26 protein-coding genes are annotated in these 25,380 nt (G+C 63.6%); 7 read left to right on the top strand and 19 right to left on the bottom strand.

The genetic code is table 11. From position 1 onward, the window contains the following. The first annotated feature begins 227 nt into the window (after positions 1 to 227). The 4 genes from grxD (at position 228) to AAV94_RS04150 (ending at position 4,380) form a co-directional block, all read left to right on the top strand. Complete coding sequence (gene grxD, locus AAV94_RS04165) at positions 228 to 551, top strand: Grx4 family monothiol glutaredoxin (RefSeq protein ID WP_046741079.1); 324 nt, start codon at positions 228 to 230, stop codon at positions 549 to 551. A gap of 32 nt (positions 552 to 583) precedes the next feature. Then, complete coding sequence (guaD, locus tag AAV94_RS04160; protein WP_046741078.1) at positions 584 to 1,912, top strand: guanine deaminase; 1,329 nt, start codon at positions 584 to 586, stop codon at positions 1,910 to 1,912. After that, the gene (locus AAV94_RS04155; RefSeq protein WP_046741077.1) at positions 1,899 to 2,300 is read left to right on the top strand and encodes a group II truncated hemoglobin; all 402 of its coding nucleotides are present in this window, start codon (positions 1,899 to 1,901) and stop codon (positions 2,298 to 2,300) included. Before guaD ends, AAV94_RS04155 begins: the two co-directional genes overlap by 14 nt. A 286-nt stretch (positions 2,301 to 2,586) precedes the next feature. Continuing rightward, complete coding sequence (locus AAV94_RS04150) at positions 2,587 to 4,380, top strand: methyl-accepting chemotaxis protein (RefSeq protein ID WP_046741076.1); 1,794 nt, start codon at positions 2,587 to 2,589, stop codon at positions 4,378 to 4,380. 70 nt (positions 4,381 to 4,450) lie between these two features. On the opposite strand, the gene AAV94_RS04145 is transcribed toward AAV94_RS04150, so the two are convergent. Next, positions 4,451 to 4,870 carry a BLUF domain-containing protein gene (locus AAV94_RS04145; protein WP_046741075.1) on the bottom strand — a complete coding sequence of 140 codons (420 nt, stop codon included), beginning with the start codon at positions 4,868 to 4,870 and terminating at the stop codon, positions 4,451 to 4,453. 38 nt (positions 4,871 to 4,908) lie between these two features. Then, positions 4,909 to 5,640 (bottom strand): GTP cyclohydrolase I, encoded by a 732-nt coding sequence (folE, locus tag AAV94_RS04140; RefSeq protein WP_046741074.1) that lies wholly within the window; start codon positions 5,638 to 5,640, stop codon positions 4,909 to 4,911. An 85-nt stretch (positions 5,641 to 5,725) separates the two neighbouring features. Here folE and AAV94_RS04135 point away from each other — a divergent pair, with 85 nt between their 5' ends. Continuing rightward, positions 5,726 to 7,150, top strand: coding sequence for a DUF2868 domain-containing protein (locus tag AAV94_RS04135; protein WP_046741073.1), 1,425 nt, complete (start codon positions 5,726 to 5,728; stop codon positions 7,148 to 7,150). After that, complete coding sequence (locus tag AAV94_RS04130; RefSeq protein ID WP_084824729.1) at positions 7,147 to 8,757, top strand: DUF3482 domain-containing protein; 1,611 nt, start codon at positions 7,147 to 7,149, stop codon at positions 8,755 to 8,757. The genes AAV94_RS04135 and AAV94_RS04130 overlap by 4 nt, the downstream gene beginning before the upstream one ends. Positions 8,758 to 8,857: 100 nt before the next feature. Here the strand turns inward: AAV94_RS04130 and aceA are convergent, their stop codons facing one another. Next, on the bottom strand, positions 8,858 to 10,177 hold the full coding sequence (gene aceA / locus AAV94_RS04125; protein ID WP_046741072.1) for an isocitrate lyase: 1,320 nt from the start codon (positions 10,175 to 10,177) through the stop codon (positions 8,858 to 8,860). 117 nt (positions 10,178 to 10,294) lie between these two features. Here aceA and AAV94_RS14820 point away from each other — a divergent pair, with 117 nt between their 5' ends. Next, positions 10,295 to 10,489, top strand: coding sequence for a hypothetical protein (locus tag AAV94_RS14820; protein WP_156454339.1), 195 nt, complete (start codon positions 10,295 to 10,297; stop codon positions 10,487 to 10,489). A 9-nt stretch (positions 10,490 to 10,498) separates the two neighbouring features. Here AAV94_RS14820 and rpsQ read toward each other — a convergent pair whose 3' ends face one another. The 16 genes from rpsQ to tuf form a co-directional block, all read right to left on the bottom strand. Beyond that, a complete protein-coding gene (gene rpsQ, locus AAV94_RS04120; RefSeq protein ID WP_046741071.1) occupies positions 10,499 to 10,768 on the bottom strand; it encodes a 30S ribosomal protein S17 in 270 nt (89 codons plus the stop codon). Positions 10,769 to 10,779: 11 nt separating this feature from the next. Beyond that, positions 10,780 to 11,025: a 50S ribosomal protein L29 gene (rpmC, locus tag AAV94_RS04115; protein ID WP_046741070.1), complete on the bottom strand. Its 246-nt coding sequence runs from the start codon at positions 11,023 to 11,025 to the stop codon at positions 10,780 to 10,782. Between the two features lie 14 nt (positions 11,026 to 11,039). After that, a complete protein-coding gene (gene rplP, locus AAV94_RS04110) occupies positions 11,040 to 11,456 on the bottom strand; it encodes a 50S ribosomal protein L16 (protein WP_046741069.1) in 417 nt (138 codons plus the stop codon). 2 nt (positions 11,457 to 11,458) lie between these two features. Then, positions 11,459 to 12,322 (bottom strand): 30S ribosomal protein S3, encoded by an 864-nt coding sequence (gene rpsC / locus AAV94_RS04105; RefSeq protein WP_046741068.1) that lies wholly within the window; start codon positions 12,320 to 12,322, stop codon positions 11,459 to 11,461. A 15-nt stretch (positions 12,323 to 12,337) separates the two neighbouring features. Further along, a complete protein-coding gene (rplV, locus tag AAV94_RS04100) occupies positions 12,338 to 12,670 on the bottom strand; it encodes a 50S ribosomal protein L22 (protein WP_046741067.1) in 333 nt (110 codons plus the stop codon). 12 nt (positions 12,671 to 12,682) lie between these two features. Further along, a complete protein-coding gene (gene rpsS / locus AAV94_RS04095) occupies positions 12,683 to 12,958 on the bottom strand; it encodes a 30S ribosomal protein S19 (protein WP_046741066.1) in 276 nt (91 codons plus the stop codon). Positions 12,959 to 12,969: 11 nt separating this feature from the next. Beyond that, on the bottom strand, positions 12,970 to 13,797 hold the full coding sequence (gene rplB, locus AAV94_RS04090) for a 50S ribosomal protein L2 (protein ID WP_046741065.1): 828 nt from the start codon (positions 13,795 to 13,797) through the stop codon (positions 12,970 to 12,972). Positions 13,798 to 13,800: 3 nt separating this feature from the next. Then, entirely contained in the window at positions 13,801 to 14,136 is a 336-nt protein-coding gene (gene rplW / locus AAV94_RS04085) for a 50S ribosomal protein L23 (protein ID WP_046741064.1), read from the bottom strand. Next, positions 14,133 to 14,750, bottom strand: a complete 618-nt coding sequence (rplD, locus tag AAV94_RS04080) for a 50S ribosomal protein L4 (protein WP_046741063.1) — start codon at positions 14,748 to 14,750, stop codon at positions 14,133 to 14,135. Before rplD ends, rplW begins: the two co-directional genes overlap by 4 nt. Continuing rightward, complete coding sequence (gene rplC, locus AAV94_RS04075) at positions 14,750 to 15,421, bottom strand: 50S ribosomal protein L3 (RefSeq protein WP_046741062.1); 672 nt, start codon at positions 15,419 to 15,421, stop codon at positions 14,750 to 14,752. Before rplC ends, rplD begins: the two co-directional genes overlap by 1 nt. A 316-nt stretch (positions 15,422 to 15,737) precedes the next feature. Beyond that, complete coding sequence (locus tag AAV94_RS04070) at positions 15,738 to 16,634, bottom strand: transglutaminase family protein (RefSeq protein ID WP_046741061.1); 897 nt, start codon at positions 16,632 to 16,634, stop codon at positions 15,738 to 15,740. A 44-nt stretch (positions 16,635 to 16,678) separates the two neighbouring features. After that, positions 16,679 to 19,300: a circularly permuted type 2 ATP-grasp protein gene (locus tag AAV94_RS04065; RefSeq protein ID WP_084824728.1), complete on the bottom strand. Its 2,622-nt coding sequence runs from the start codon at positions 19,298 to 19,300 to the stop codon at positions 16,679 to 16,681. A gap of 24 nt (positions 19,301 to 19,324) precedes the next feature. Further along, on the bottom strand, positions 19,325 to 20,047 hold the full coding sequence (locus AAV94_RS04060; protein WP_156454338.1) for a hypothetical protein: 723 nt from the start codon (positions 20,045 to 20,047) through the stop codon (positions 19,325 to 19,327). A gap of 169 nt (positions 20,048 to 20,216) precedes the next feature. Next, on the bottom strand, positions 20,217 to 23,636 hold the full coding sequence (locus tag AAV94_RS04055; protein ID WP_046741060.1) for a transglutaminase family protein: 3,420 nt from the start codon (positions 23,634 to 23,636) through the stop codon (positions 20,217 to 20,219). A 215-nt stretch (positions 23,637 to 23,851) separates the two neighbouring features. After that, complete coding sequence (gene rpsJ / locus AAV94_RS04050; protein ID WP_046741059.1) at positions 23,852 to 24,163, bottom strand: 30S ribosomal protein S10; 312 nt, start codon at positions 24,161 to 24,163, stop codon at positions 23,852 to 23,854. Between the two features lie 24 nt (positions 24,164 to 24,187). Then, a complete protein-coding gene (gene tuf / locus AAV94_RS04045; RefSeq protein WP_046741049.1) occupies positions 24,188 to 25,378 on the bottom strand; it encodes an elongation factor Tu in 1,191 nt (396 codons plus the stop codon). Between the last annotated feature and the right edge of the window lie 2 nt (positions 25,379 to 25,380).

Genomic DNA, 25,380 nt, shown 5'->3' with positions numbered 1-25,380 from the left:
CCTCTGCACCTGCCGACGATCCCCGTATGCGTTGCGCAACCGCTTTCCCGTACAACGCCCAAGTCTCCGCCATTTTTATCGGCTATGGCCACGTCAGTGCACACAAGCCGGTGTTGTTTGTCACAATCGCGCCATTGACGGCATAAGTTGCGCATGCACCGTGCGCAGACCTGTTGCTGGCATGTTCCACTTCTACCCGTTGCGGCATGGCCGCAGGAGCGCTTCCCATGAGCGATGTACAACAACGAATCGACCAGTTGGTCAAAAACAACCCCGTCGTGCTGTTCATGAAAGGCACGGCGAGCTTTCCGATGTGCGGCTTCTCCGGCCGCGCCACCCAGATTCTCAAGGCCTGCGGTGTGGATCTGAAGACGCTGGTGACCGTCAACGTGCTGGAGGATCAGGAAATCCGCCAGGGCATCAAGGAGTACAGCCAGTGGCCAACCATCCCGCAGCTGTACGTGCAGGGTGAGTTCATCGGCGGCTCGGACATCATGATGGAACTGTACGAGTCCGGCGAGCTGCAAAAGCTTCTGGGCTCGACGGTCTGAACGGCCCCGCCGCCCGCTTCCGCTAGGCCGCAATGACCGCCTCGAACCCCGCCGCCCTGCAGGGCTACCGCGGCGCCCTGCTGCGCTTCGATGCCGGAGGTCGGCCCATCCATGAATCCGATGGCTTGCTGGTCGTGCGCCCCCCGTCGCCTGGGCAGCGGTGCGCCTCCATCGCGGACGTGGGCGATTACGCCACACTGCGCACAAGATATCCCCAGCTGGCAGTGACGCACTGGCCCGGCAAGCTCATTGCGCCGGGCTTCATTGACCTGCATATTCACTATCCGCAAACAGACATCATTGGCGCGCCAGCCGATGGCCTGTTGCCATGGCTGGAGAATTACACCTTTCCTGCCGAACGTGCGTTCGCAGACTTTGCGCATGCGCAATCGGTCGCGCAGTTCTTTCTGGATGAGCTGCTGCGCCAGGGCGTGACCACCGCACTGGTTTTTTCCACCTCCCACCCGCAATCGGTCGATGCGCTGTTTTCCGCCGCCCTGGCGCGTGGCCTGCGCCTGGTCACCGGCAAGGTGCTGCAGGATCGCCACAGTCCCGACGGCGTGCGCGATGCCACTGCGCAAAGCCTGCGCGATACGCAGGCGTTGATCGAACGCTGGCACAACAAGGCACGCTTGGGATATGCGATCACGCCACGTTTTGCCCCCACCAGCTCGCCGCAGCAGCTCGAAGGCGCAGGTGCGCTGGCAGCGCGCTTTCCCGACACGTGGATCCAGAGTCACGTCGCAGAGAACCACGACGAGGTGCGCTGGGTGCAACAGCTGTACCCGGCAGCACGCTCCTACCTGGACGTCTACGTGCGCGCCGGGCTGGTGCGCGAGCGTGCCATCTATGCACACTGCATCCACCTTGATGACGAGGACCGCGCAGAGATGCGCGTGCGTCAAGCCGCAGCGGCCGTGAGCCCGACCAGCAACCTGTTTCTGGGCAGCGGATTCTTCGACTTTGCAGCAGCCGAACGCACGGGCATGCCCTGGGGACTGGCCAGCGATGTCGGCGGGGGGACCAGCTTCAGTCCCTTCCACACCATGCTCGCGGCCTATTACGTCGGCCGTGAAGGCCACACCAAGCAAGGTCTGTCGCTGCAGCCCTCGCAGCTGTGGTGGCACCACACGGGTGCTGCCGCGCGCGCACTGGGCCTGGAAGGCGTGGTCGGCAACCTGCAAGTTGGCGCGGAAGCCGACTTCGTCGTGCTTGATCCGCAGGCCACCCCCCTGCTTGCGCGCCGAACCGCCAGAGCGCAATCGCTGGAAGAACTGCTGTTTGCCCTGATTGTGCTGGGTGATGACCGGGTCATAGCGCACACGCAGATTGCCACCCCCCGCACCGATGCACCAGATTGAAGAGCCGGCACCAGCCCCCACGCCGTTCGAATGGCTCGGCGGCGAGGCAAGCGTGCGTACGCTGGTGGAGCGCTTTTACGACCTGATGGAGATCGAGCCGGCCTACCAGGCCCTGCGACGCGCGCACGGGGAATCGTTGGAGCGCGCGCGCGAACGGCTGTTCTGGTTCTTGTGCGGTTGGCTGGGCGGACCTGACTATTACGTCGAGCGCTTCGGCCACCCTCGCCTGCGCATGCGGCACATGCCATATTCGATCGGCGTTCGGGAGCGCGATGAATGGGTAGCATGCATGGACCAAGCCATGCGTGAGACGCAAGTACCGCAGGCGCTGCGCGAGCGCCTCACCGAAAGCTTTCTCCATACAGCAGACTGGATGCGCAATCGCTGAACCTCCGCCCCAGCTCGCTGCAACGCCGTGCGCAACCGGCGTCGGCGCAGTCAGATTCTTTCCACAGAGACAAACATTTATTTACAATTCGTTGGGCACTGCGCGCGCGATGCGTGAACGCACTGATAATTGCCTCTTGAAATCTGGCTGCCGGTCGGTCCCACGCCATTCAGGCGATGCTGTGGCAGATCGCCGCGGCCACGCGCAAACTGTACAGGCAGCACGGCACACGCCCACGCCGGTCTGAACCACTCCCACGCTACGCCGAACTTCTGGACACACGCTCATGTCTCTTTCCAATCTTTCGATACGGTCCAAGCTCATTGGCGCATTTGCGTTACTGGTGCTGCTGACGATGGTGCTGGGGCTGGTGGCGCTGCGGCAGCTGCACAACGTCAACGTCCGCAGCGTCGAAGTCAATCAGCGCTGGCTGCCCAGCATCCTGGCTGTCAGCGACCTGTCTGCTGCGCTCAATCGCGTGCGCCGCGTCGAAGCGCGGCTTCCCTCGGTGCGTACCCAGGGGGCCTACGATCAGGCCATGGCGCAGCTGCAGACGCGTCAGACAGAAGTAGTCGCTTTCGAAGACGCCTTCGAGCGTGCCAGCAACAGCGTGGAAGCGTCCGCCATGCTCGCGGCCTACCTGGAAAGTCGCAATGCCTACGATGCGGCCCGCAACCGCTTGCTGGAGCTGATGACCCAGCTCGTGCAAAATAACGTCACCGACGGCACCGTCGACCCAAACCTGCTGCAGGCCGCGCGCGATTACTACGCAGGTCCGCTGGACGAGGCATTCGCGCGCGTCGAAGAGCACATCAGTTCATTACAGCAATGGAATGCCCGCCAGGCCGATGCGGCCTTCGCCGCGGTCGAGAGCACTTACCGGCTGGCACTGCGGCAGGTCGGCATCATGCTGCTGTTGGCTGTGGTGCTGGCATCCGCTGCAGCGGCGTGGATCATCCGCAGCATCACCCGCCCCACCCAGCTGGCGGTGGAGAGAATGCAAGCCGTCGCGCGCGGTGATCTGAGCCAGCCAGTCCACGTCACCAGTCGGGACGAAATGGGACAGCTGCTGCATGCCCTGGAGACCATGCGCACCCGTCTGGCCAGCGTGGTGGCGCGGGTGCGCAGCAATGCACAAGGTGTGGCAGCCGCTAGCGAACAGATCGCGCAGGGCAACAACGACCTGTCCAGCCGCACCGAGCAGCAGGCCAGCTCGCTGGAGGAGATTGCCGCTTCGATGGAGGAACTGGGTTCGACCGTGCACCAGAACGCCGACCACGCGCAGCTGGCGAACAAGGTCGCCATCGACACGGCAAAGACCGCCAACGAGGGCAGTCAGGCAATGCTGCAGGCAGAGCGCACGATGCAGGACATTCTGGAAAGTGGCCGCCAGATTGAGGACATCATTGGCGTCATCGACGCGATTGCATTCCAGACCAACATCCTCGCACTCAATGCCGCCGTGGAGGCAGCACGTGCCGGCGAGCAGGGTCGGGGCTTTGCAGTCGTTGCCAATGAGGTGCGCAGCCTGGCCAAGCGCAGCGCCGAGTCCTCCAAGGAGGTCAAGGCGTTGATTGCCACCAACGCCCAGCGTGTGGCGTCCGGTGCGGAAATGGTTGCCAATGCCGTCAAGTCGATGGAAGAAATCGTGCAAAGCATTCACCGGGTCACGGACCTGGTGGGGGAAATCAGCGCCGCCAGTACCGAGCAAAGCGCCGGCGTCACCCAGGTGGGCGAGGCCATTGCCCAGCTTGACCACGTCACCCAGCGCAACGCAGCGCTGGTCGAGGAAAGCGCGGCGGCAGCGGCCAGCCTCAGTCAACAGGCCCAGGAACTGGTGCAATCCGTAGAAGTCTTCCACCTGACGCAAGGCAGCACCGCTGCCTTGCCCCCTTTCACATCTAAATCGGATGGCGAAAGCGCGACGCGAGCTGGCGCGCCCGTGCAGCAGGCGCAGGAACAATCCGCACGCGCCGCGCGCGGGACGCAGCAGCATTCCGCGCCGGGCTTGCCGCAGCAATCGCCGCCAGCGCGCAAATCCGCGCCCGACCCTGGTGAGCAGGAGTGGGAGAACTTCTGAGAACTTGCAATGAGGGCAAGCCGCCTTCTGCTGCGCTGCCGTCAGGCGCACAACCTGTGCCGCGACGCCATCAACGATGGGCCACTGCGGCAGTGGCAACCAGATCCAGCACCATGGCCCGTGCCGAGGTGCCGCACAGCTGCCCGGGCGTCAGCGGCAGGCGCTCCACATACTTCAGCACGAATGGCGGGCTGAGCTTTTCCAGCCGGACCTGGCCCAGCCACCAGTTGGAGAAATTGCGCTCGCAGATCTCGCCGAAATACAGCAGCTGCGCATCGCGGTGGCGCGCATCGCGCAGCACCTGGGCATAGGTCTGGTTGACGGCAGCACGCTCGCCCTCGATGGCCTGCAGGAACACGCCGTAGCCGTGACAGAGCACGCCGGTAATGCCGCGCTCTTCGTTGTGGCGCCGGCCCTGCGCAAGAATCGTGTCCACAGCCGCAGCGCTGCTGTCGGCCACCACACTCGCATAAATCAGTTGCACCAGCATGTCGGCAGGCCTCCTTGGAAACGATGCATACAGACGGCTCAGGATGAACGCCTGGGGATCAGCGAGAGAAACTCCCGCCGCAGATTCGCATCCTTGAGGAATACTCCACGCATCACCGAGTTGAGCATCTTGCTGTCCATCTCCTTGACTCCGCGCCAGGACATGCAGAAATGGCTGGCTTCCATGACGATGGCCAACCCATCAGGCTGCGTGCGCTCCATGATGAGGTCGGCCAGCTGCACCACCGCTTCCTCCTGGATCTGCGGGCGTCCCATGACCCAGTCTACCAGCCGTGCGTACTTGGACAGACCGATGACGTTGGTGTTCTGGTTGGGCAGCACGCCAATCCAGACCTTACCGATGACCGGACACAGATGGTGGCTGCACGCGCTGCGCACGGTGATGGGGCCGACGATCATCAGCTCGTTGAGGTGCTCGGCGTTGGGAAATTCGGTGATCGCCGGCACGGGCACGTAACGGCCCTTGAACACCTCGGTTAGATACATCTTGGCCACGCGCCTGGCAGTGCTGCGGGTATTGTGGTCGCCTGCGGTGTCAATCACCATGCTGTCGAGCACGCCCTGCATCTTGGCCTCGACCTCGTCCAGCAGCCTGTCGAGATCGCCCGGCTCCAGACAGTCGGCAATGTTGTCATTGGCGTTGAAGCGCCGCCCCTGCGCCCGCAGGCGCTCGCGGATCTTGACCGAAACCGGCACGCCCTCCTCTTGTTCCACGGGCGCGGGGCTGGCGCGCTCAAGCTCTTTGGTCATAAGGCAGTCGTCAAAAAAAGACCGATTATGATAAGGCAATGATTTATTCCTTGCCCAAGGCCCATTGCCCGGGCATGCCTTCATCATGAACGAGCGACAGTACCGCGATGTGTTGCTGGCCAAGGCCATCGAAACCGCGCCAGCGGACGAGCCCGCCCTGCTTGATACGGCGCAGCGCCAGGCGGCCACAGAGCAAGCGCTGTTCGAGCAGCGCGGCACCGTCAAGGCTGGTCAGGAGCGCCAGCTCGAACGGCTGGCCGTGCGCCGCGCTGAACACCTGCTGGCGCACGCCACCCGCCAGAACCCCAAGATCGCGCTGCTTCGCGACCCCGGCGAACATCGCGTGCCATGGTTGTGGATCATTCCCTTGCTCGCGCTAATACTGGGATTTGCCAGCGAAAAGATTACCGAACCCCACCGCCTGAACCTGCTGACGGCGCCGCTGCTGGCAATTCTGGCGTGGAATCTGGCGATGTACGCGGTGATGCTCGCGCGCGCCCTGGTGGCGCTGCGACAAGGCCGCCGCGTGCTAGCGCGCGACACAGCGCCATGGACGCAATGGTGGTCGCGCACCTCCGCTCGCCTAAAGGACGAAAGCCTGCGCGGCATCTACCAACGCTTTCTGCAGGACTGGGCGCCCTACCAGCAAGCGCGCCAGACGCGGCGTCTGCAGGCCATGCTGCACCTGAGTGCTGCGGCGCTGGCCCTGGGCGTGGTGCTGGGCCTGATCGTCACGGGCCTGTTTACCGAGTACCGCATTGGCTGGGAGAGTACCTGGCTGGGTGCTCCGCAGGTGCACCTGCTGACCAACTTGCTGAGCTGGCCCGCCCAGGCCCTGCTGGGCCAGCCAAGCTGGTCGCTGGAGCAGATCGAGCTGCTGCAGAGTTGGCCCGCCGGCCAGCAACAGAACGGCAGGCAGTGGATCATTGCCTACAGCCTGTTGCTGGTGCTGGTCGTCGTGCTGCCGCGGTTGCTGCTGGCGCTCTGGCACAGTGTGCGCGCCGCCAGCAGCGCGCACATGCTGCACCTGCCGCTGGATACGGCTTACTTCCAGGCACTGGCGCGCGACTTCACCAGTGATGCGACAGTCATCGCGCTGTACCCGTTCAGCCTGCAGATGACGACGCAGCGCCAGGCCGAGCTGCAGCGCTATGTGCGCACGCAGTTTGGAGCAGCAGCGCACTTGCACATCGCGCCAACGCTGGAGTACGCGGATGCCGGCAGCTACTTTCGCCAGACCGTGGAGGCGCGCGTACCCAGCCTCTCGGTGCTGCTGTTCAACCTTGCAGCCACGCCAGAGGAAGAAGCCCATGGCGCCGTGCTGCGGCAGTTCGAGGCGCGTGTGCCAGGCGCGCGTGCCGTGTGGATCTACGGCCAGGAGCTGGCGCAGCGTCTGGGCCCCGACGCAGGCGCCCAGCAGCGCCTGGCCGAGCGACGCCATCTCTGGCAGCTGTTCGTGCAGGCACACGGCCAGCACGCGGTGTTCATCGATCACCCACCAACACCATGAGCACGCCCGCACCGACCGCACCAGCGCATGTGCTGACGCCCGCGGCCCACGGCACGCAGGTGCAGTGGTGCCTGATTTCGCACACCAACATCGGCAAGACCACCCTGACACGCACCCTGCTCGGACAGGATGTGGGAGACATCCGCGATGCTCCCCACGTGACGGACAGCGCCGATGCGCACGTAATGCTGCAAACGCCCGAAGGTGACCGCCTGACCCTGTGGGATACGCCAGGCTTCGGAGATTCGGTGCGGCTCTACCAGCGCCTGCGGCAACACAACAACCCCATGGGCTGGTTTCTCTCCAACCTGTGGGACCGCTGGCGTGACAAGCCCTTCTGGATGAGTCAGCGTGCCATGCAAGCGGCGCGCAGCAACGCCGATGTCGTGCTCTACCTCGTCAACGCCGCCGAAGATCCCGCCGATGCCGGTTACCTGGATGCGGAGATGCACCTGCTGCGCTGGCTGGACAAGCCCGTCATCGTGCTACTCAACCAGATTGGAGCGCCCGATGCCCGCAAGGAGGCGCAGGATCTGCAGACTTGGACGCAAGCCATGGCGGCCTATGCGCCGATGGTGCGCAAGGTCGTGGCGCTTGATGCCTTCACGCGCAGCTGGCTACACGAGCAGCGCCTGTTCCAAGCGGTCGCGTCGGCCATCCCGCCGGACAAGCAGGCCGGGTATGCACGCATCATGCGCGAATGGGAGCGGGCCAACCATGCCAGGCTGGATGCCAGCATGCGCGCCATTGCCGAGCTGCTGGCGCATGCCGCACGCTGGAAGGAGCCGGTAGCGGAGCCCGGCGCGGCATTGAGCTGGCGGCTGTTGACGCAGGCCATCCAGCAGGGCAAGGCAGACAGCAGGGATTCGCCGGAGGACAAGGCGATGCAGGCACTGCTGGCGCATCTGCGCGAAGTCGACCAGCAGACGACACAGACCCTGCTGCGCCTGCACCACCTTGACGGCAGCACGGAAGCGGAAATCCACGCACAGCTGCGCGAGTACTTCACGGTGCACACGCCGCTGGATACACGCCAGATGGGGCTGCTCGGTGCACTGACCACCGGGGCCGCCGGCGGCCTGGGTGCGGATCTGGCCGCGGGCGGGCTGACCATGGGCGCCGGCGCGCTGCTCGGGGCACTGGCTGGCGCCGTCACCTTTGCGGGTGCCGCACTGGGCATCAACAGGGCCCGCGCGCAAACACAGCACCAGGTCGAACTCTCGGACGCGTTTCTCGACGCCCTGCTGCATGCCAGCCTGCTCAAGTACCTCGCCATTGCCCATTTCGGCCGCGGGCGTGGCAGCTACACGCAAACCCAGGCCCCGGCGCACTGGAACGAGGCGCTGAACACGCAGATCGCCTCGCTGGGAAACGCGCATTTTCACGCGCTGTGGCACCAGCTGCGGCAGACAAGCGCCGATGGAGGCGCCGATGCGCCTGCGAACAGTCCAGCGCTCAGCCTGCAGGCGTCACTCAGGCAGGTGACGCTGGCAACTCTGCACGCGCTCTATCCCGATTCCGACACGCCCAGCACACCTATGCCCTCGGACCCCAATCATTGCGGCTTTTCCCCCGCCGCACCTCAAGCACACCGCGACCGGCGATGATCGGCCTCGCCGGACGACGCCTGCAACTGGCTGCCCGGCAACAGAATCGAAAAGGAGCTTGCCAGGCAAGCTCCTTTTTCAGTCCGAAGCGCTATCGGGATCAGTGGAACTGCGCTTCTTCCGTCGAGCCGGCCAGTGCCTTGACGCTGGAGCTGCCGCCCTGGATGACGGTGGTCACGTCGTCGAAATAGCCTGCGCCGACTTCCTGCTGGTGGGACACAAAGGTGTAGCCCTTCTCGCGCGCGGCGAATTCGGGCTCCTGCACCATCTCCACATAGTGTTTCATCCCTTCGCCGCGGGCATAGGCATGGGCGAACTGGAAGGTGTTGAACCAGTTGATGTGGATGCCCGCCAACGTGATGAACTGGAACTTGTAGCCCAGCGCCGACAGCTCGTCCTGGAAGGACGCGATGGTCCTGTCGTCCAGGTTCTTCTTCCAGTTGAACGATGGCGAGCAATTGTAGGAAAGCAGCTTGCCCGGGCATGCCGCATGCACAGCCTGCGCGAATTCCCGTGCAAAGCCCAGATCAGGCGTGCCTGTCTCGCACCAGACCAAATCGGCATACGGCGCATAGGCCACGCCGCGACTGATGGCCTGTTCCAGGCCGTTCTTGACCCGGAAGAAGCCTTCCTGCGTGCGCTCGCCAGTCAGGAAGGGTTGGTCATTCGCGTCGTGATCGCTGGTAATGAGATTGGCCGCCTCTGCGTCCGTGCGTGCCAGCACGATGGTGGGCACGCCGAGCACGTCGGCAGCAAAACGCGCTGCAACAAGCTTCTCGACAGCCTCCTGCGTCGGCACCAGCACCTTGCCACCCATGTGGCCGCATTTCTTCACCGCGGCCAGCTGGTCCTCGAAGTGTACCCCGGCCGCACCGGCCACAATCATGTTCTTCATCAGCTCGAAGGCGTTGAGCACGCCGCCAAATCCGGCTTCGGCATCCGCCACGATAGGCAGGAAGTAGTCCACGAACTCCGCATCTCCCGGATTGATGCCCTTGGCCCACTGGATCTCGTCGGCACGCTTAAAGGTGTTGTTGATGCGGCGCACCATGGTCGGCACCGAGTCATAGGCATACAGCGACTGGTCGGGATACATGGTCTCCGACGTATTGCCATCCGCAGCCACCTGCCAGCCAGAAAGATAGACCGCCTCCAGACCTGCCTTGGCCTGTTGCATCGCCTGGCCAGCAGTGATGGCGCCAAACGCATTCACGTACCCCTTTTTGGCTGCCCCGTTGACCCTGGCCCAGAGCTTTTCTGCACCTTCACGCGCCAGCGTATGGTCAATCAGCTTGCTGCCACGCAGACGCACCACGTCTGCTGCGGAATAGGCGCGCTTGACGCCCTTCCAGCGCGGGTTCTCAGCCCAGTCCTTCTCCAGGGCTGCGATTTGCTGTTCACGATTGAGCGATTTCGTCATCGGGTTACTCCTTGTGGTTGCGATGGTGATGGGCTCAATCGTAGGCCAGTCGGCGCTGAAGCCACATTCTTATGTCTTATACAAGATTTAATTTATTTGTTTATTTATCAGCTACTTATGAAAACAATTCTTCAATATGAAATCAAAATCCATTTCACAAAAGACGTACTGCAGCGCAACACAGCGCCCATTTCGGAGCGCTGGAAAGGATTTCACGATACGGCATCAAACGTGCGCTCGTCCCTGCGTCAGGGCCAGCGAGGCTGCGCGCATGAAAAAGCCCGCTCGGTGAGCGGGCTTGCGAGGCGCTGAATACGTGGATCAGACCAGACCGGCCTTCTCGACCAGGCGGGTAGCAACCCAGGCCTTGGTCTTGGAGATAGGACGGCTTTCGGTGATCTCGATTGTGTCACCCAGCTTGTACTGGCCTTGTTCGTCATGCGCATGGTACTTGCTCGAGCGCACGACAATTTTGCCGTAGATCGGGTGCTTGACACGACGCTCGACGAGCACGGTGACAGTCTTGGCACGCTTGTCGCTGACCACCTTGCCGACCAAGGTGCGCTTGAGGGATTTGGTTTCTTCCGTCATTGGGCGGTTCCTTAGTTGGCTTTGGCAGCCTGCTCGGCAGCCAGCTTCTGGTTCAGAATCGTCTTGGCACGCGCGATGTCGCGGCGCGTCTGACGCAGCACGTTGTTGTTGGACAACTGCTGCGTTGCAGCTTGCATGCGCAGGCCGAAGTGGGCCTTCTGCAGCGACACGATTTCCTCGCGCAGGCCGGCGACATCCTTTTCGCGCAGCGCTTGTGCCCTGGCTTGCTTGTCAGTGGATTGCTTGGTTTTTGCCATGGTCTATCTCCTGATCAAGCGCCCAGCTGGCGAGCAACGAAAGTGGTGCGCAGCGGCAGCTTGGCAGCGGCCAGGCGGAATGCCTCACGTGCCAGTTCCTCCGGCACACCCGTGATCTCGTAGATCACCTTGCCAGGCTGGATCTCGGCGACGTAGTAGTCCGGATTGCCCTTACCGTTACCCATCCGCACTTCAGCGGGCTTGGTGGAAATCGGCTTATCGGGGAACACGCGGATCCAGATGCGACCGCCGCGCTTGACGTGGCGGGTAATGGCACGACGTGCCGATTCGATCTGGCGTGCCGTCAGACGGCCGCGGTCGGTCGACTTCAGGCCGTACTCACCGAACGCTACCGTGTTGCCACGGGTTGCGATACCGGTGTTGCGGCCTTTTTGCTCTTTGCGGTACTTGCGGCGAGCAGGTTGCAGCATGGTTATTCTCCTTGTCCGTCCGCAGCTGTCGCGGGCGCGCTTTCAGGTGCGCGCTTAACGGCGGTAGATGCAGAAATGGCTTCTGCGGGTTTGTCACTGCCATCCGAAGGCGCAGCATTGCTGCCACGTCCGCGGCGGTCACCACGGTCATTGCGGCGATCGCCACGGTCGCCGGCGGGACGACGGCCACGAGGGCGACGCTCGTCTTCGCGCGGCTCGGCGGCAGGCAGGTCGTTGCGGCCCAGCGTATCGCCCTTGTAGACCCACACCTTGACACCGATGATGCCGTAGGTGGTGGAAGCTTCGGACGTGGCGTAGTCGATGTTCGCACGCAGCGTATGCAGTGGCACACGGCCTTCGCGATACCACTCGGTGCGGGCAATTTCAATGCCATTGAGACGGCCTGCCGACATGATCTTGATGCCCTGGGCACCCAGACGCATGGCGTTCTGCATGGCGCGCTTCATCGCACGGCGGAACATGATGCGCTTTTCGAGCTGCTGCGTGATGCTGTCGGCGATCAGCTGCGCATCGATTTCGGGCTTGCGCACCTCCTCGATGTTCACCGCAACCGGCACGCCCAGCATGCGCGTGAGTTCCTTCTTCAGGTTCTCGATATCCTCGCCCTTCTTGCCAATCACCACACCCGGGCGGGCCGAGTGGATGGTGATGCGTGCGTTCTTGGCGGGACGCTCGATCAGCACGCGCGAGACCTGCGCGTTCTTGAGCTTTTTCTTGAGGTACTGGCGCACCTCAATGTCCTCGGCCAGCATGCCCGCAAAGTCGCGGTTGTTGGCGTACCAACGGCTGGACCAGTCACGGCTCACCGCCAAGCGGAAACCGGTTGGGTTGATTTTCTGTCCCATAGTCGTCCTTCCTGCTTAGTTGCCCACTGTCACGTAGACGTGGCAGGTCGGCTTGCTGATGCGGTTGCCACGGCCCTTGGCGCGCGCGGTAAAGCGCTTGAGCGTGGTGCCTTCCTCGACGAAGATGGTCTTGACCTTCAGTTCGTCGATGTCCGCGCCTTCGTTGTGTTCGGCATTGGCGATGGCAGACTCCAGCACTTTCTTGATGATCACGGCCGCTTTCTTGGGCGTGAACTGCAGAATGTTGAGGGCCTGATCGACTTTCTTGCCGCGGATCAGATCGGCCACGAGGCGGCCTTTGTACGCAGAAAGGCGCACGCCACGGAGCACAGCACGTGTTTCAGACATGGTGGTTACTCCTTAACGTTTGGCTTTTTTGTCAGCCGGGTGGCCCTTGAACGTACGCGTCAAGGCAAACTCACCAAGCTTGTGGCCGACCATCTGGTCGGTCACATAGACGGGCACGTGCTGCTTGCCGTTGTGCACGGCAATCGTCAGACCGATGAACTCGGGCAGCACCATGGAGCGGCGCGACCAGGTCTTGACCGGGCGCTTGTCCTTGCCAGCAACGGCCTTCTCGACCTTGGCCAGCAGGTGGTGATCCACGAAGGGACCTTTTTTGAGTGAACGTGTCATGGCACCTACCCTTATTTCTTACGACGCGACACAATGAAGGTTTGCGTGCGCTTGTTGCTGCGGGTGCGATAACCCTTGGTGAGGTTGCCCCACGGATCGACCGGGTGCTTGCCGCCCTTGGAGCGACCTTCACCACCACCCAGCGGGTGATCGACCGGGTTCATCACCATACCGCGCACGGTCGGGCGGATGCCCATGTGACGTTTCACACCTGCCTTGCCCAGACGGCGCAGGCTGTGCTCTTCGTTGGCGACTTCACCGATGGTGGCACGGCACTCGATATGCACCTTGCGCACTTCACCAGAGCGCAGGCGAACCTGCGCATACACGCCTTCGCGTGCCAGCAGCGTGGCCGAGGTACCGGCCGAGCGGGCAATCTGCGCGCCTGCGCCGGGCTGCAGCTCGATGCAGTGAATGGTCGAACCCACCGGAATATTGCGGATAGGCAAGGTGTTGCCGGCCTTGATCGGCGCTTCCGAGCCCGAGACAATGGTGGCTCCGACTTCCACGCCACGCGGAGCGATGATGTAGCGGCGTTCGCCATCTGCATACAGCACCAGCGCCAGATGGGCAGAGCGGTTCGGATCGTATTCGATACGTTCGATCTTGGCCGGAATGCCATCCTTGTCGTTGCGACGGAAGTCGACGACGCGGTAGTGGTGCTTGCTGCCACCGCCCTTGTGACGGGTGGTGATGTGGCCGTTGTTGTTGCGCCCTGCCTTCTGGAACTGCGGCTCCAGCAGCGGGGCATAACCAGGCCCCTTGTGCAGGTGGGCACGGGAGATCTTCACCATGCCGCGCTGACCAGGAGTCTGCGGTTTGAGTTTGATGATAGCCATGGTTTACGCAGCCTCCCCGGACAGGTTCAGCTCAGAGCCTTCCTTCAAGCGCACATAGGCCTTGCGCACGTGGTCGCGGCGGCCAATGGTGCGTCCGAAACGCTTGGTCTTGCCTTTGATGTTGACAACGGAGACACCCGTGACTTCGACCTTGAAAAGCAGCTCGACAGCTGCCTTGATCTCAGCCTTGGTGGCATTGCGCAGCACCTTGAAGGTCACCGCGTTGGACTGCTCGGCCGCGAACGTGGCCTTCTCCGAGACGATGGGAGCCACCAGCACCTGGTACAGACGACCTTCGGTGAATTGGCGCTCTTTGGGAGTCGGGTTGATGCGGCTCATGCGAACATCTCCTTGAGCTTGTCGACGGCACCCTTGGTCACCAACACCTTCTTGAAGTGCACCAGCGACAGCGGATCCACGTAACGTGGCTCGATGACGAACACGTTGGCCAGATTGCGCGAGGCCAGATGCAGGTTTTCATCGACCTCGTCGGCGATCACCAGCGCGGAATCGACCTTCAGGTTCTTGAGTTTGGACACGAAAGCCTTGGTTTTCGGGCTGTCCAGCTTGAAATCCTCGACCACCGACAGGCGGCCATCGGCCACCAGCTTGGAGAGGATGGAGGCAATACCTGCGCGGTACTGCTTCTTGTTGACCTTCTGCGCGAAGTTCTCGTCGGGCGTGTTCGGGAACACCTTGCCGCCCCCACGCCAGATCGGCGAGGATGTCATACCGGCACGGGCATTGCCGGTTCCCTTCTGACGGAACGGCTTCTTGGTGGAATGCTTGACCGTACTACGGTCCTTCTGGGCACGCGTGCCAAGACGGGCATTGGCCTGGTAGGCCACCACCAGCTGATGGATCAGCGATTCGTTGTAATCGCGGCCAAACAAAGCCTCAGGCACCTCGAAGGTCGAAGCCTGGCCTTGTTCATTCAGGAGCTCGACTTGCATTATTGGGCTCCTTTCGCGGAAGCTTTGACAGCAGGACGAACCGTCACGAAACCACCCTTGGAGCCGGGAACGGCGCCCTTGATGAGCAGCAGCTGACGCGCCTCGTCAACACGCACGATGTCCAGGTTCTGCGTGGTCACCGTCTCGTCGCCCATGTGGCCCGTCATGCGCTTGCCGGGGAAGATGCGACCGGGATCCTGCGCCATACCGATGGAGCCAGGCACGTTGTGCGAACGGCTGTTACCGTGCGAGGCACGCTGCGAACCAAAGTTGTGACGCTTGATGGTGCCCGCATAGCCCTTACCGATGGAAGTGCCTTGCACATCCACCTTCTGGCCAGCGGAAAACAGGCCAGCAACAGGCAGCACCGCACCGGGCGCATACTGGCTGGCAGTTTCCTCGCTCACGCGGAATTCACGAATGATCTCACCCGCCTCAACGCCTGCCTTGGCGAGGTGGCCAGCCACCGGCTTGGTCACACGCGAGGCCTTGCGCGACCCGTAGGTCACCTGCAAAGCGGTGTAACCGTCATTCTCTTGGGTTTTGATCTGGGTCACACGGTTGTTGGACACATCCACCACCGTGACGGGAATGGATGCCCCGTCATCAGTGAACAGACGCATCATGCCCACCTTGCGGCCCAGCAACCCGAGGGAGTTGCTCAGACTCATGGTTTATTACTCCAAAACTCCCACCGCAGCTACTGCAATTGGCAACTGCGTTGCGCCAGCAACCGGTGCAGCACCGGCTAATACGCTGCTCGCATGGAAGAAGGTTGATGAAAATCTCCGAAAAAGCGCCCCGCACGACTGCATTCGCAGCAAGCAGATAGCCAAGACGAAGCCGCCGATTATGGCACGGATTTTCTATATGCACAAGGGGTTGTCATTGCGACGGTACATGCCGCACTGCGGCGCCTCCGGCAAGGAGCCGCATGCGCGCGCCACAGCGCACGTCGGGCCGGGGCAACAGCGCACAGAACCTTTCTTACGCCGGCATGACAGTCACTGCCACTTTCAACGTATGGGCGCCGCCACCACGAATCACCCCTCTGAGCGGTGCGACGTCGCCGTAATCGCGGCCATACGCCAGGCGCACGTGTTGCTGGCCAGCCAGGCAGTTGTTGGTCGGGTCGAATTCCAGCCAGCCGGCTTGCGGGCAATAGGCGCTGACCCAGGCGTGGGAGGCATCGACGCCAATCAGCCTCGGCTGCCCGGGCGGTGGCTCGGTCAGCAGATAGCCGCTGACGTATCGGGCCGGCAGCCCCAGTGAGCGCAGCGCGGCAATCATCACCTGCGCGAAATCCTGGCACACCCCGGCACGAAGCTTCAACGCCTGCAGCGGTGGGGTGCTCACATCGGTGGCTTCGGACTCATACCTGAACTCGCGGTAGATGCGATGGCACAGCTCGGCGGCCACCTGGTGGGCGCTCAGGCCGCGCAGCTCCGATTGCCGCGCATAGTCCGCGAAGGCATCGTGCACCGGCGCCAGCGCAGAGGGCTGCGCATATTCACGCGCCGCGTCATACGCCTGGCCCGCCACGTACTGCATGGCACGCGCCGCCTCCTCCCAGGGCATGCCTGCGGGCAGCTGCACGTGCGGCAGCTTGCCGACCATCGCTGCGGGCAGCGGCTGCGTCGTCAGTCTGCTGCGTGCCGTCACCACCAGTTCCTCATGAGGCTCGGTCAGCTCGAAGTAGCAGCGCTGCTGACCGTAGCGATCGGTGCTCCAGGCCAGTGCCGAAGGCGCAGGCGCTATCTCCAGGTCGAACGCGTGCAGGCGCTGGCCGGCTTCCTCCATGGGGCGCAGGTACGCCATGTGGTGGGCCTGCAGCACCGCCTCCTCGTAGCGGTAGCGGGTCTCATGAATGACCGATAGGTGCATGGGGGCCTGCTCTTTGATCCGTAACGATTGCGATCCATGCGCGCTCAGCTGCCGACCGACTGGGTCAGCGCATGCGCATGCACGAAGTATTGCTGCGTCAGCCTGTCCGACAGCCGCTGGGCGGCCTGCGCGGCCTGCGCAATGATCGCAGCCAGCGCCTGGTGCGCATTCGCATCGGCAAGCGCCAGCAGATGCCGGGCATCCCAGCAATGGGGCAGGCCATCGAGCTCACCGTCACTTTGCCAGGCGGCCGCAGGAATGCCGGGCAGCCGCTTGAGGCGGCCCATGATGGTGTTGGACATCCACAGCAGGGAGCGGGGATTTTCATCTTCCAGCACCAGCAGTTCGACGAGGGCATAGGCATCGCGGTGCTGTTGGTAGCGCGAGCGATAGGTGATGGTGCTGTCAAACAAGCTCAGCAGCAGAGAAAACCCGGCGTCATCGTTGACGACTCCACACGCAAAGGCGCTGGCCAACGCTGCACCCAACGTCGCCATGCGCTCAACCTGTCGCCCCAGCGAAAGCATGCGCCAGCCGTCGTCGCGGGTCATGCGGTCCAGCTGCGCGCCAGTCATGGCCATGGACTGGTCCGTGAGTTGCACCAGCGCCTGCAGCGCCTGCCGCGTTTGTGGCGACCCGCTGCCCAACGTGGCGTAGAACTGCTGCTGGGCCAGGTTGACCAGGCTCCACTGCTCCTGAGCCAGGCGCTCACGCACCGCAAACGCCGCGCGCTGCAGGGCATCGAGCACGGTGGCAACACTGTAGGCGCCGAGCTCGGCGCGCCGGTCGGGCAGCGACGCCACCAGCGCGCGCTCGAACAGCAGCCTCGCCACGCGCGGCGAGGCGGTCGCCTCGTTCACAAGGCCATTTTCAACCGCCAGCTGATGCAGCCAGTCCATGGTCCTGCCAGAAAGGTCCAGCTCCGTGTTGCCCAGCGACTCCAGCGCAATGCGCGCCAGGCGCACACCATTGTCCAGACGCTCCGAGTAGCGCCCGAACCAGAACAGGTTTTCCGCGGCCCGGCTGGTGACGGCGTTGTCGACGCGGTGGTGACCCATTGCCGCCGTGCGCGTCGCTGGCGCCCGATCGGTCATCACCCAGAGATCGGCCGAGCTGCCGCCGCGGTACATGGACACCACCTCGCGCCCCTGCGGCGCGATGCGGGTCAGCCCCCCGGGCACGACGCGCCAGCGTCCCGGCCCGTCGGACAACGCAAAGACACGGATCATCATCGCGCGCATACCGATCGGCGGCTGGCTCGCCAGCGCATGCTCGTTGCGGGAAGCACTCCCGCCTGTCCACGTCGGCGTATGCGACAGCGGCATCCAGGCCTGCGCGGAATGGGCTTCCGGCCGCGCCACGATGCGCTCGCGCCACTGCTGCAGCTCTGCAGGCTTGAGGCGCTTGACGATGGCCGGCACGAAGCGGCGTGCCTGGTCATTGAAAGTGGGCTTGATAACGTAGTCGGACAGCGCAGGCAGCAGGTTGTGCATGGCCGCACGCTCGCCAAACCACCAGCTTGCAACCGACGGCAGCTTCAGCGGCTCGCCCAGCAGGTGCGTGCTCAGCGCGGGCAGAAAACCCAGCACCGAAGCCGACTCCAGAAACCCCGCCCCAGGCGCGTTGGCCATCACGACGTTGCCGGCGCGCCACGCCTGCAGGATGCCGGGAATGCCCAGCGCGGAGTCGGCCCGCAGCTCCAGCGGATCGAGATAGTCATCGTCCAGGCGGCGGATGATCACGTCGACCTTCTCCAGCCCCTTCATGGTCTTGAGCCAGACCTGCTGGTCGCGCACCACGAGGTCGCCCCCTTCGACCAAGGTGATGCCGAGGTAGCGCGCCAGGTAAATGTGCTCGAAGTACGTTTCGCTGTAGGGCCCGGGCGTCAGCAGCACCGTGCGCGCCCGATCGCCGGCCGGGCTGTGCGCAGCCAGGCTGCGCACCAGTGCGGAAAAACTCTCGGCTAGCCGCTCGATGTGCAGCTGTGCGAAGGCATCCTTGAACAGCCGGGCGACGATGATGCGGTTTTCCAGCGCATACCCCAGCCCCGAGGGCGCCTGCGTGCGTTGCGACATCACCCACCACTTGCCGTCCGGGCCCTGCGCCAGGTCGAAGGCCGCAATGTGCAGGAACGTCCCGCCGGCCGGACGGATACCATGGGCCGCGCGGAAATAACCTGGATGCCCATGTACCAGCGCACTGGGTAGATAGCCATCGCGCAGCAGGCGCTGCTCGCCGTAAACGTCGGCCAGGATACGGTTGAGCAGCTCGGCGCGCTGCAGCACCCCGTCTCGGATGCCGAGCCAGTCGTGCTGCGTGAGAATGGCCGGAAACAGATCGACCGACCACGGCCTGGTGCGACTGACCGCGTCCGAGTACACGTTGTAGGTGATGCCGTTGTCCTCGACGTTACGCGCCAACTGCTGCTGCAGCTCATCCAGGCGCGCAGTCAATGCATAGGCGGTATCGGCAATGCCTCCGGCCCCTTTGAGCCGCTCGATTTCCTGCGCGAAAAAGATGTTCCAGTGCGCCGCCAGCCGATCGCCCCCAGCCCGGCCGCGCAGAGTGTCGAAATGTCCGGCAGGCGGATGCTGTGCCAGCGGCTCGATCAGGCTGTCGGCCAGATCCGAGGCGGCGAGTTCGTTGTCAAACAGCGACATAGGCATGGGGCAGGACGTGCTCCGTGAGGGTCAGGGCTGGCCTTGCGCACGCGCGCCCAACGCTGCGCCATGGTCCAGCGCCTGGTGTACCCGGCACTGTCCCACCAGCAGCATGAGATATGCCAGCAGTTCGGCAAACTCCTCCAGCAGCTGCGACGCACCATGCCCCAGGCCCTGGATGGACAGCCCCATGTGCCCTTCCGCCGCGGTCGAGACCAGCATGCACGCCACGACCAGTGCCATTTCGGACCATGGCACACCCCGGCACTGCCACAGCAGCGGCAGCAGGCGGTAGGCACGCCAGACCAGCAGGACCACCACCAGGCCGGCAACCAGCACCAGCAAGGCGGGCGTGATCAGGGGCTTGTAGAACAACTGCTGCGAGGAGGAAAAGGTCGGCCCGGTCAGCGGATCGAGGTGCAACGGTGGCAGCAGCGTCGCGCCCCAGCTGAGCTCTCGCAGGGCCAGCACGCCCCACAGCGGCGAGATCACCCACCAGAATGCGCGCTGCGGCTGCACCAGCGCGTGCAGCGCATAGCGCACGGCCAGCAGCCCCCCTGACAGCAGCAGCACCACCTGCGTGTTTTCGATCACACCGTTTTCCCAGCCCAGGCGGGCGGGCAGCAGCGGCGCCGCAAAATAGCACGCCACCAAGGCCGCGACGATGACAAGCGCCTGAAGCAGGGCACGCGGCCAGCCATGACGACGAACACGCGCTGGCAGCGCCCCCTTCGAAGGTATGAGTGATGGCATCAGAGTCGGCTGGCTGGCCCAGCGCCTGCGCGGTGGACCGGCCAGCTGCAAAAGCTGCCAATTCTCCGCGAAAATCGGCGCAGCTGCGCAAACCCGCATGCGCGCCTGCATCAGCGGCACAAGCATTGTTCACAATTCCGGCACCGCGACAGCGCGTGAGCGGCCGATTTCAATGGCGACGCAGATCCAGCGTGAATGGCATTTCCCGGCTGGGTCGCGGCGGCTGCACTTCCATGCGTCCGGGCGTATGGCCGATGCGGAAGAAACGCGCCAGCCTGCGCGCTTCCGCCTCGTAGGCGTTGATCGGGAAGGTCGATGGATTCGCCCCGCCCGGATGCTGCACGTGGTACTGGCAGCCGCCCAGGCTGCGATGCGTCCAGGTATCGACGACATCGAAGGTCAGCGGCGCGTGCACACCGATGGTGGGGTGCAGTGCCGACGGTGGGTTCCACGCCTTGTAACGCACACCTGCAACGCACTCGCCCACCGTTCCCGTCGGCTGCAGCGGCAGTGTCTGACCGTTCACGGTCACGACGTAGCGGCTGTCGGTCATGCCGGTGACCTTGACCTCCAACCGCTCCAGTGATGAGTCGACATACCGGACGGTACCGCCGATGGCGCCCTCCTCGCCCATCACATGCCAGGGCTCCAGCGCACTGCGGATCGTCAGCTGCATGCCCGCCACGGCCATGTCGCCAAACTGGGGGAAGCGGAATTCGAAATGCGGAGCGAACCATTTGGCGTCAAACTGATAGCCGCCGTTCTCGGGCAGCGCCAGTTCTGCCAGCACATCCTCAAAATCCATCCAGATGAAGGTCGGCAGCATGAAGCGGTCATGCAAGGCCGTGTTCCAGCGCTGCAGGGGCGCGCGATAGGGTTCCTTCCAGAAGCGCGCTATCAAAGCGCGCAGCAGCAATTGCTGCACGATGCTCATGCGCGCGTGCGGCGGCATCTCGAAGGCGCGCAACTCAAGCAGCCCGAGGCGCCCTGTCGGCCCATCTGGCGAGTACAGCTTGTCGATCGAGAACTCGCTGCGGTGCGTATTGCCCGTGACGTCGATCAGAATGTTGCGCAAGGTACGGTCGATCAGCCACGGCGGCATTTCCTGGCCATGGACCTGGCGGTTGCGCGCGATCTGCGCGATGGCGATCTCCAATTCATAAAGCTGGTCGTTGCGGGCCTCGTCCAGCCGTGGCGCCTGACTGGTCGGGCCAATGAACAACCCGCTGAACAGATAGGACAGGCTGGGATGGTTGTTCCAGTAGCCCAGCAGACTGCTCAACAGCTCTGGGCGGCGCAGAAAGGGCGAATCGTCCGGCGTGGCGCCGCCCAGCACGAAATGGTTGCCTCCGCCCGTGCCTGTGTGACGGCCATCCAGCGCGAACTTTTCGGCGCACAGATGCGTCTCGAACGCCGCCTGATAGAGAAATTCCGTGTGCTCGACCAGCTCCTGCCAGTTCGCCGCAGGGTGGATGTTGACCTCGATAACCCCCGGATCAGGCGTGACCTGCAGCACCTTCAGGCGCGGATCGCGTGGTGGTGGATAGCCTTCAAGCACGAGCTTGACTGCCAGGCGCTCGGCCGTTGCCTCGATGGCTGCCAACAGGTCCAGGTAGTCCTCCAGCATCGCCAGCGGCGGCATGAACACGTAAAGAATTCCCTCGCGCACCTCGGCCACCAGCGCGGTGCGCGCCACCCAGTGCGCGGATTCGAAGCGGCGCGGCATCGGCACCACAGGTTCATCTGCCTGCACGGTGGATGGCGCAGCGGCTGCGTTGCCCGTTGCGGGCGCTGCTCGCACGCACATCTCATCCTGCGGCACTGGCTGCAGCGGCACACGCTGCGGGGCCGCGGCGTTGGCAGCGTAGCGCTCAGCCAGGCTGCTGGCGCTGGGCAAGTCGCCGCGCGGCGCATAGGGATCGCGATCGACGAAGTAGGGAAAGTCGGCTTCGGAGACCCAGGGCAGCGAATCCAGCGGCAGGCGATAGCCCATCGGCGAGTCCCCCGGGATCAGGTACATGCGCTCATCGCGCAGGAACCAGGGACCGGTCTGCCAGCAGCGCTCTTTGCGTCCGGCCGCGCTGCCCGGCATCAACGGCAGGGCGTAGCCCACGACATGCTCAAGCCCCTGCATCGCAAGACGGCGCAGGCGCGCCCGTTCCATCTCATCGTCGATGCGCGCATCGAACGGATCGACGTTGACCGGCAGGCGCCGCTCTCGCCACAGGAAGTACCAGGTGTCCTCGTAGCCGGGCTGGATGTACTGGGGACTCAGACCGAGGGTTTCTGCCAGGGCGTGCACGAACCGTTCAGCATCCTCGCTGGTGTAGTTGGAGGGCTCGCGCTCATCGGCAAAGCGTTCAGGATTGCGCCAGGCCGGCTCGCCGTCGGCGCGCCAGAAGATCGACAGCGCCCAGCGCGGCAACTGCTCGCCCGGATACCACTTGCCCTGCCCGAAGTGCAGAAAACCACCTTGCCCATAGTGCGCCTGCAGCTTTTGCACCAGCGCATTGGCATAGCCGCGCTTGGTCGGTCCCAGCGCGGCGATGTTCCATTCTGGTGCATCGCGGTCGCTGTCGGCCACGAAGGTGGGTTCTCCGCCCTGGGTCAGCCGTACGTCGCCGGCGACCAGATCGGCCTCGACCTGCTCGCCCAATGCCAGCACGGCCTGCCATTGCTCCTCGGTATAGGGCTTGGTCACGCGCGGCGATTCGTGGATGCGCGTAACGCCCATGCTGTGCGAGAACTCGACTTCACACTTGCTGACCGCTCCTTCGATCGGCGCCGCCGAGGAAGGCTGCGGCGTACATGCCAGCGGGATATGGCCTTCGCCAGCCAGCAGTCCGGACGTCGGATCCAGGCCGATCCAGCCTGCTCCTGGAAGAAAGACCTCGCACCAGGCATGCAGATCGGTAAAGTCGCTGCTCGGACCGCTGGGGCCATCCAGCGCCTTCACATCGGGCACCAGCTGGATCAGATAGCCGGAGACGAAGCGCGCCGCAAAGCCCAGATGGCGCAGCAGCTCCACCAGCAGCCAGCCCGAGTCACGGCAGGAGCCTGAGCGCAGCCGCAGCGTCTCATCAGGCGTCTGCACGCCCGGCTCCAGCCGGATGGTGTAGGCAATGTCTTCATACAGCATGCGGTTGAGATCGACCAGGAAGTCGACGGTACGTCGAGGCGTGCGATCGACACGCTGCAGATAATCGTCCAGTCGCGGCGTCAGGGGCCCCGGCGTACGGTAGGGCGTGAGGTCCCGGAGCGACTCGGTGGGATAGGCGAACGGTGCATGCTCGGCGCTGGGCTCAAGGAAGAAGTCAAACGGGTTGTAGACCGCCATCTCGGCGACCAGATCGATGGTGACCTTGAATTCGCGCGTACGCTCCGGAAACACCAGCCGCGCCAGATAGTTGGCAAAGGGATCTTGCTGCCAATTGCAAAAGTGGTTAGCTGGCTCGACGCGCTGGCTGAACGAGAGAATGCGTGTGCGGCAATGCGGCGCCGGCCGCAGCCGAACGACCTGTGGATGCAGCTCGACCAGTCTGTCGTACCGGTAATGGGTAACGTGATTGAGCGCGACGTGAATGGTCATGGCGGGTCCCGGTAATGCAGTGCGTGAATGGCAGAGCAAATTGTGTGCCGCCTTGCGCGGACATTGTCCGCGACATGCGGCACAGCTTGCGCCATCGACACCGATGGCATTGCCCTGGCCACGAAAAAGGCCTGACCGCAAAACGGCCAGGCCTTGTGGGGCAAGGTCATCATGCGTCGGGCAGGGCTCGATCGCATGATGACGCTTGGCGCTGCTTACTGCAGCTTGATCTCAACGTCCACGCCAGCGGGCAGATCCAGCTTCATCAGCGCGTCAACAGTCTTGTCAGTCGGATCGACAATGTCCATCAGACGCTGGTGCGTGCGGATTTCGAGCTGGTCACGGCTGGTCTTGTTGACGTGCGGCGAGCGCAGGATGTCAAAGCGCTTGAAACGCGTCGGCAAGGGCACGGGGCCCTTGACGATGGCGCCAGTGCGCTTGGCGGTGTCGACGATTTCAGCGGCCGACTGGTCGATCAGCTTGTAATCGAAGGCCTTGAGGCGGATGCGGATTTTTTGCTTGCTCACGGGTCAGATTCCTTTCACCAACGATCAGGCGATGATCTTGGCCACCACACCGGCGCCCACCGTGCGGCCGCCTTCGCGGATCGCAAAGCGCAGGCCTTCTTCCATGGCGATCGGCGCAATCAGCTTGACCGTGATGGCCACGTTGTCGCCAGGCATCACCATCTCCTTGCCTTCAGGCAAGGTGATCGAGCCGGTCACGTCGGTCGTGCGGAAGTAGAACTGCGGGCGGTAGTTGCTGAAGAACGGCGTGTGACGGCCCCCTTCGTCCTTGCTCAGCACGTACACCTCGGCGGTGAACTCGGTGTGCGGCTTGATCGAGCCGGGCTTGCACAGCACCTGGCCGCGCTCGACGTCTTCACGCTTGGTGCCGCGCAGCAGCAGACCGACGTTGTCACCAGCCTGGCCCTGGTCGAGCAGCTTGCGGAACATTTCCACGCCTGTGACCGTGGTCTTTTGCGTGTCGCGGATACCGACGATTTCGATTTCCTCGCCCACCTTGATGACACCACGCTCGACGCGGCCAGTCACCACCGTGCCACGCCCGGAGATGGAGAACACGTCTTCCACCGGCATCAGGAAGGCACCGTCCACAGCGCGCTCGGGCGTGGGGATGTAGGTGTCCAGCGCCTCAGCCAGCTTGAGGATGGCAGGCTCGCCAATGTCGCTCTGGTCGCCTTCGAGCGCCAGCTTGGCCGAGCCGCGGATGATGGGGGTGTCGTCGCCGGGGAAGTCGTACTTGGAGAGCAGCTCGCGCACTTCCATTTCGACCAGTTCCAGCAGTTCCTCATCATCGACCATGTCGGCCTTGTTGAGGAAGACGATGATGTAGGGCACGCCCACCTGGCGCGAGAGCAGGATGTGCTCGCGCGTTTGCGGCATGGGGCCGTCGGCAGCGGAGACCACCAGGATGGCGCCGTCCATCTGCGCAGCACCGGTGATCATGTTCTTGACGTAGTCGGCGTGGCCCGGGCAGTCCACGTGGGCGTAGTGGCGGTTGGCGGTCTCGTATTCAACGTGCGAGGTGTTGATGGTGATGCCGCGCGCCTTTTCTTCCGGCGCGTTGTCGATCTGGTCGTAGCCTTTGGCTTCGCCGCCAAACTTCTTGGACAGCACGGTGGCAATGGCCGCCGTCAGCGTCGTCTTGCCATGGTCCACGTGCCCGATCGTGCCCACGTTCACGTGGGGCTTGGTGCGCTCAAACTTACCTTTTGCCATTT

It is taken from the genome of Lampropedia cohaerens, from assembly GCF_001005215.1.
Lineage (GTDB): Bacteria > Pseudomonadota > Gammaproteobacteria > Burkholderiales > Burkholderiaceae_C > Lampropedia > Lampropedia cohaerens.
This window is presented reverse-complemented; position numbering and strand designations above follow the sequence as displayed.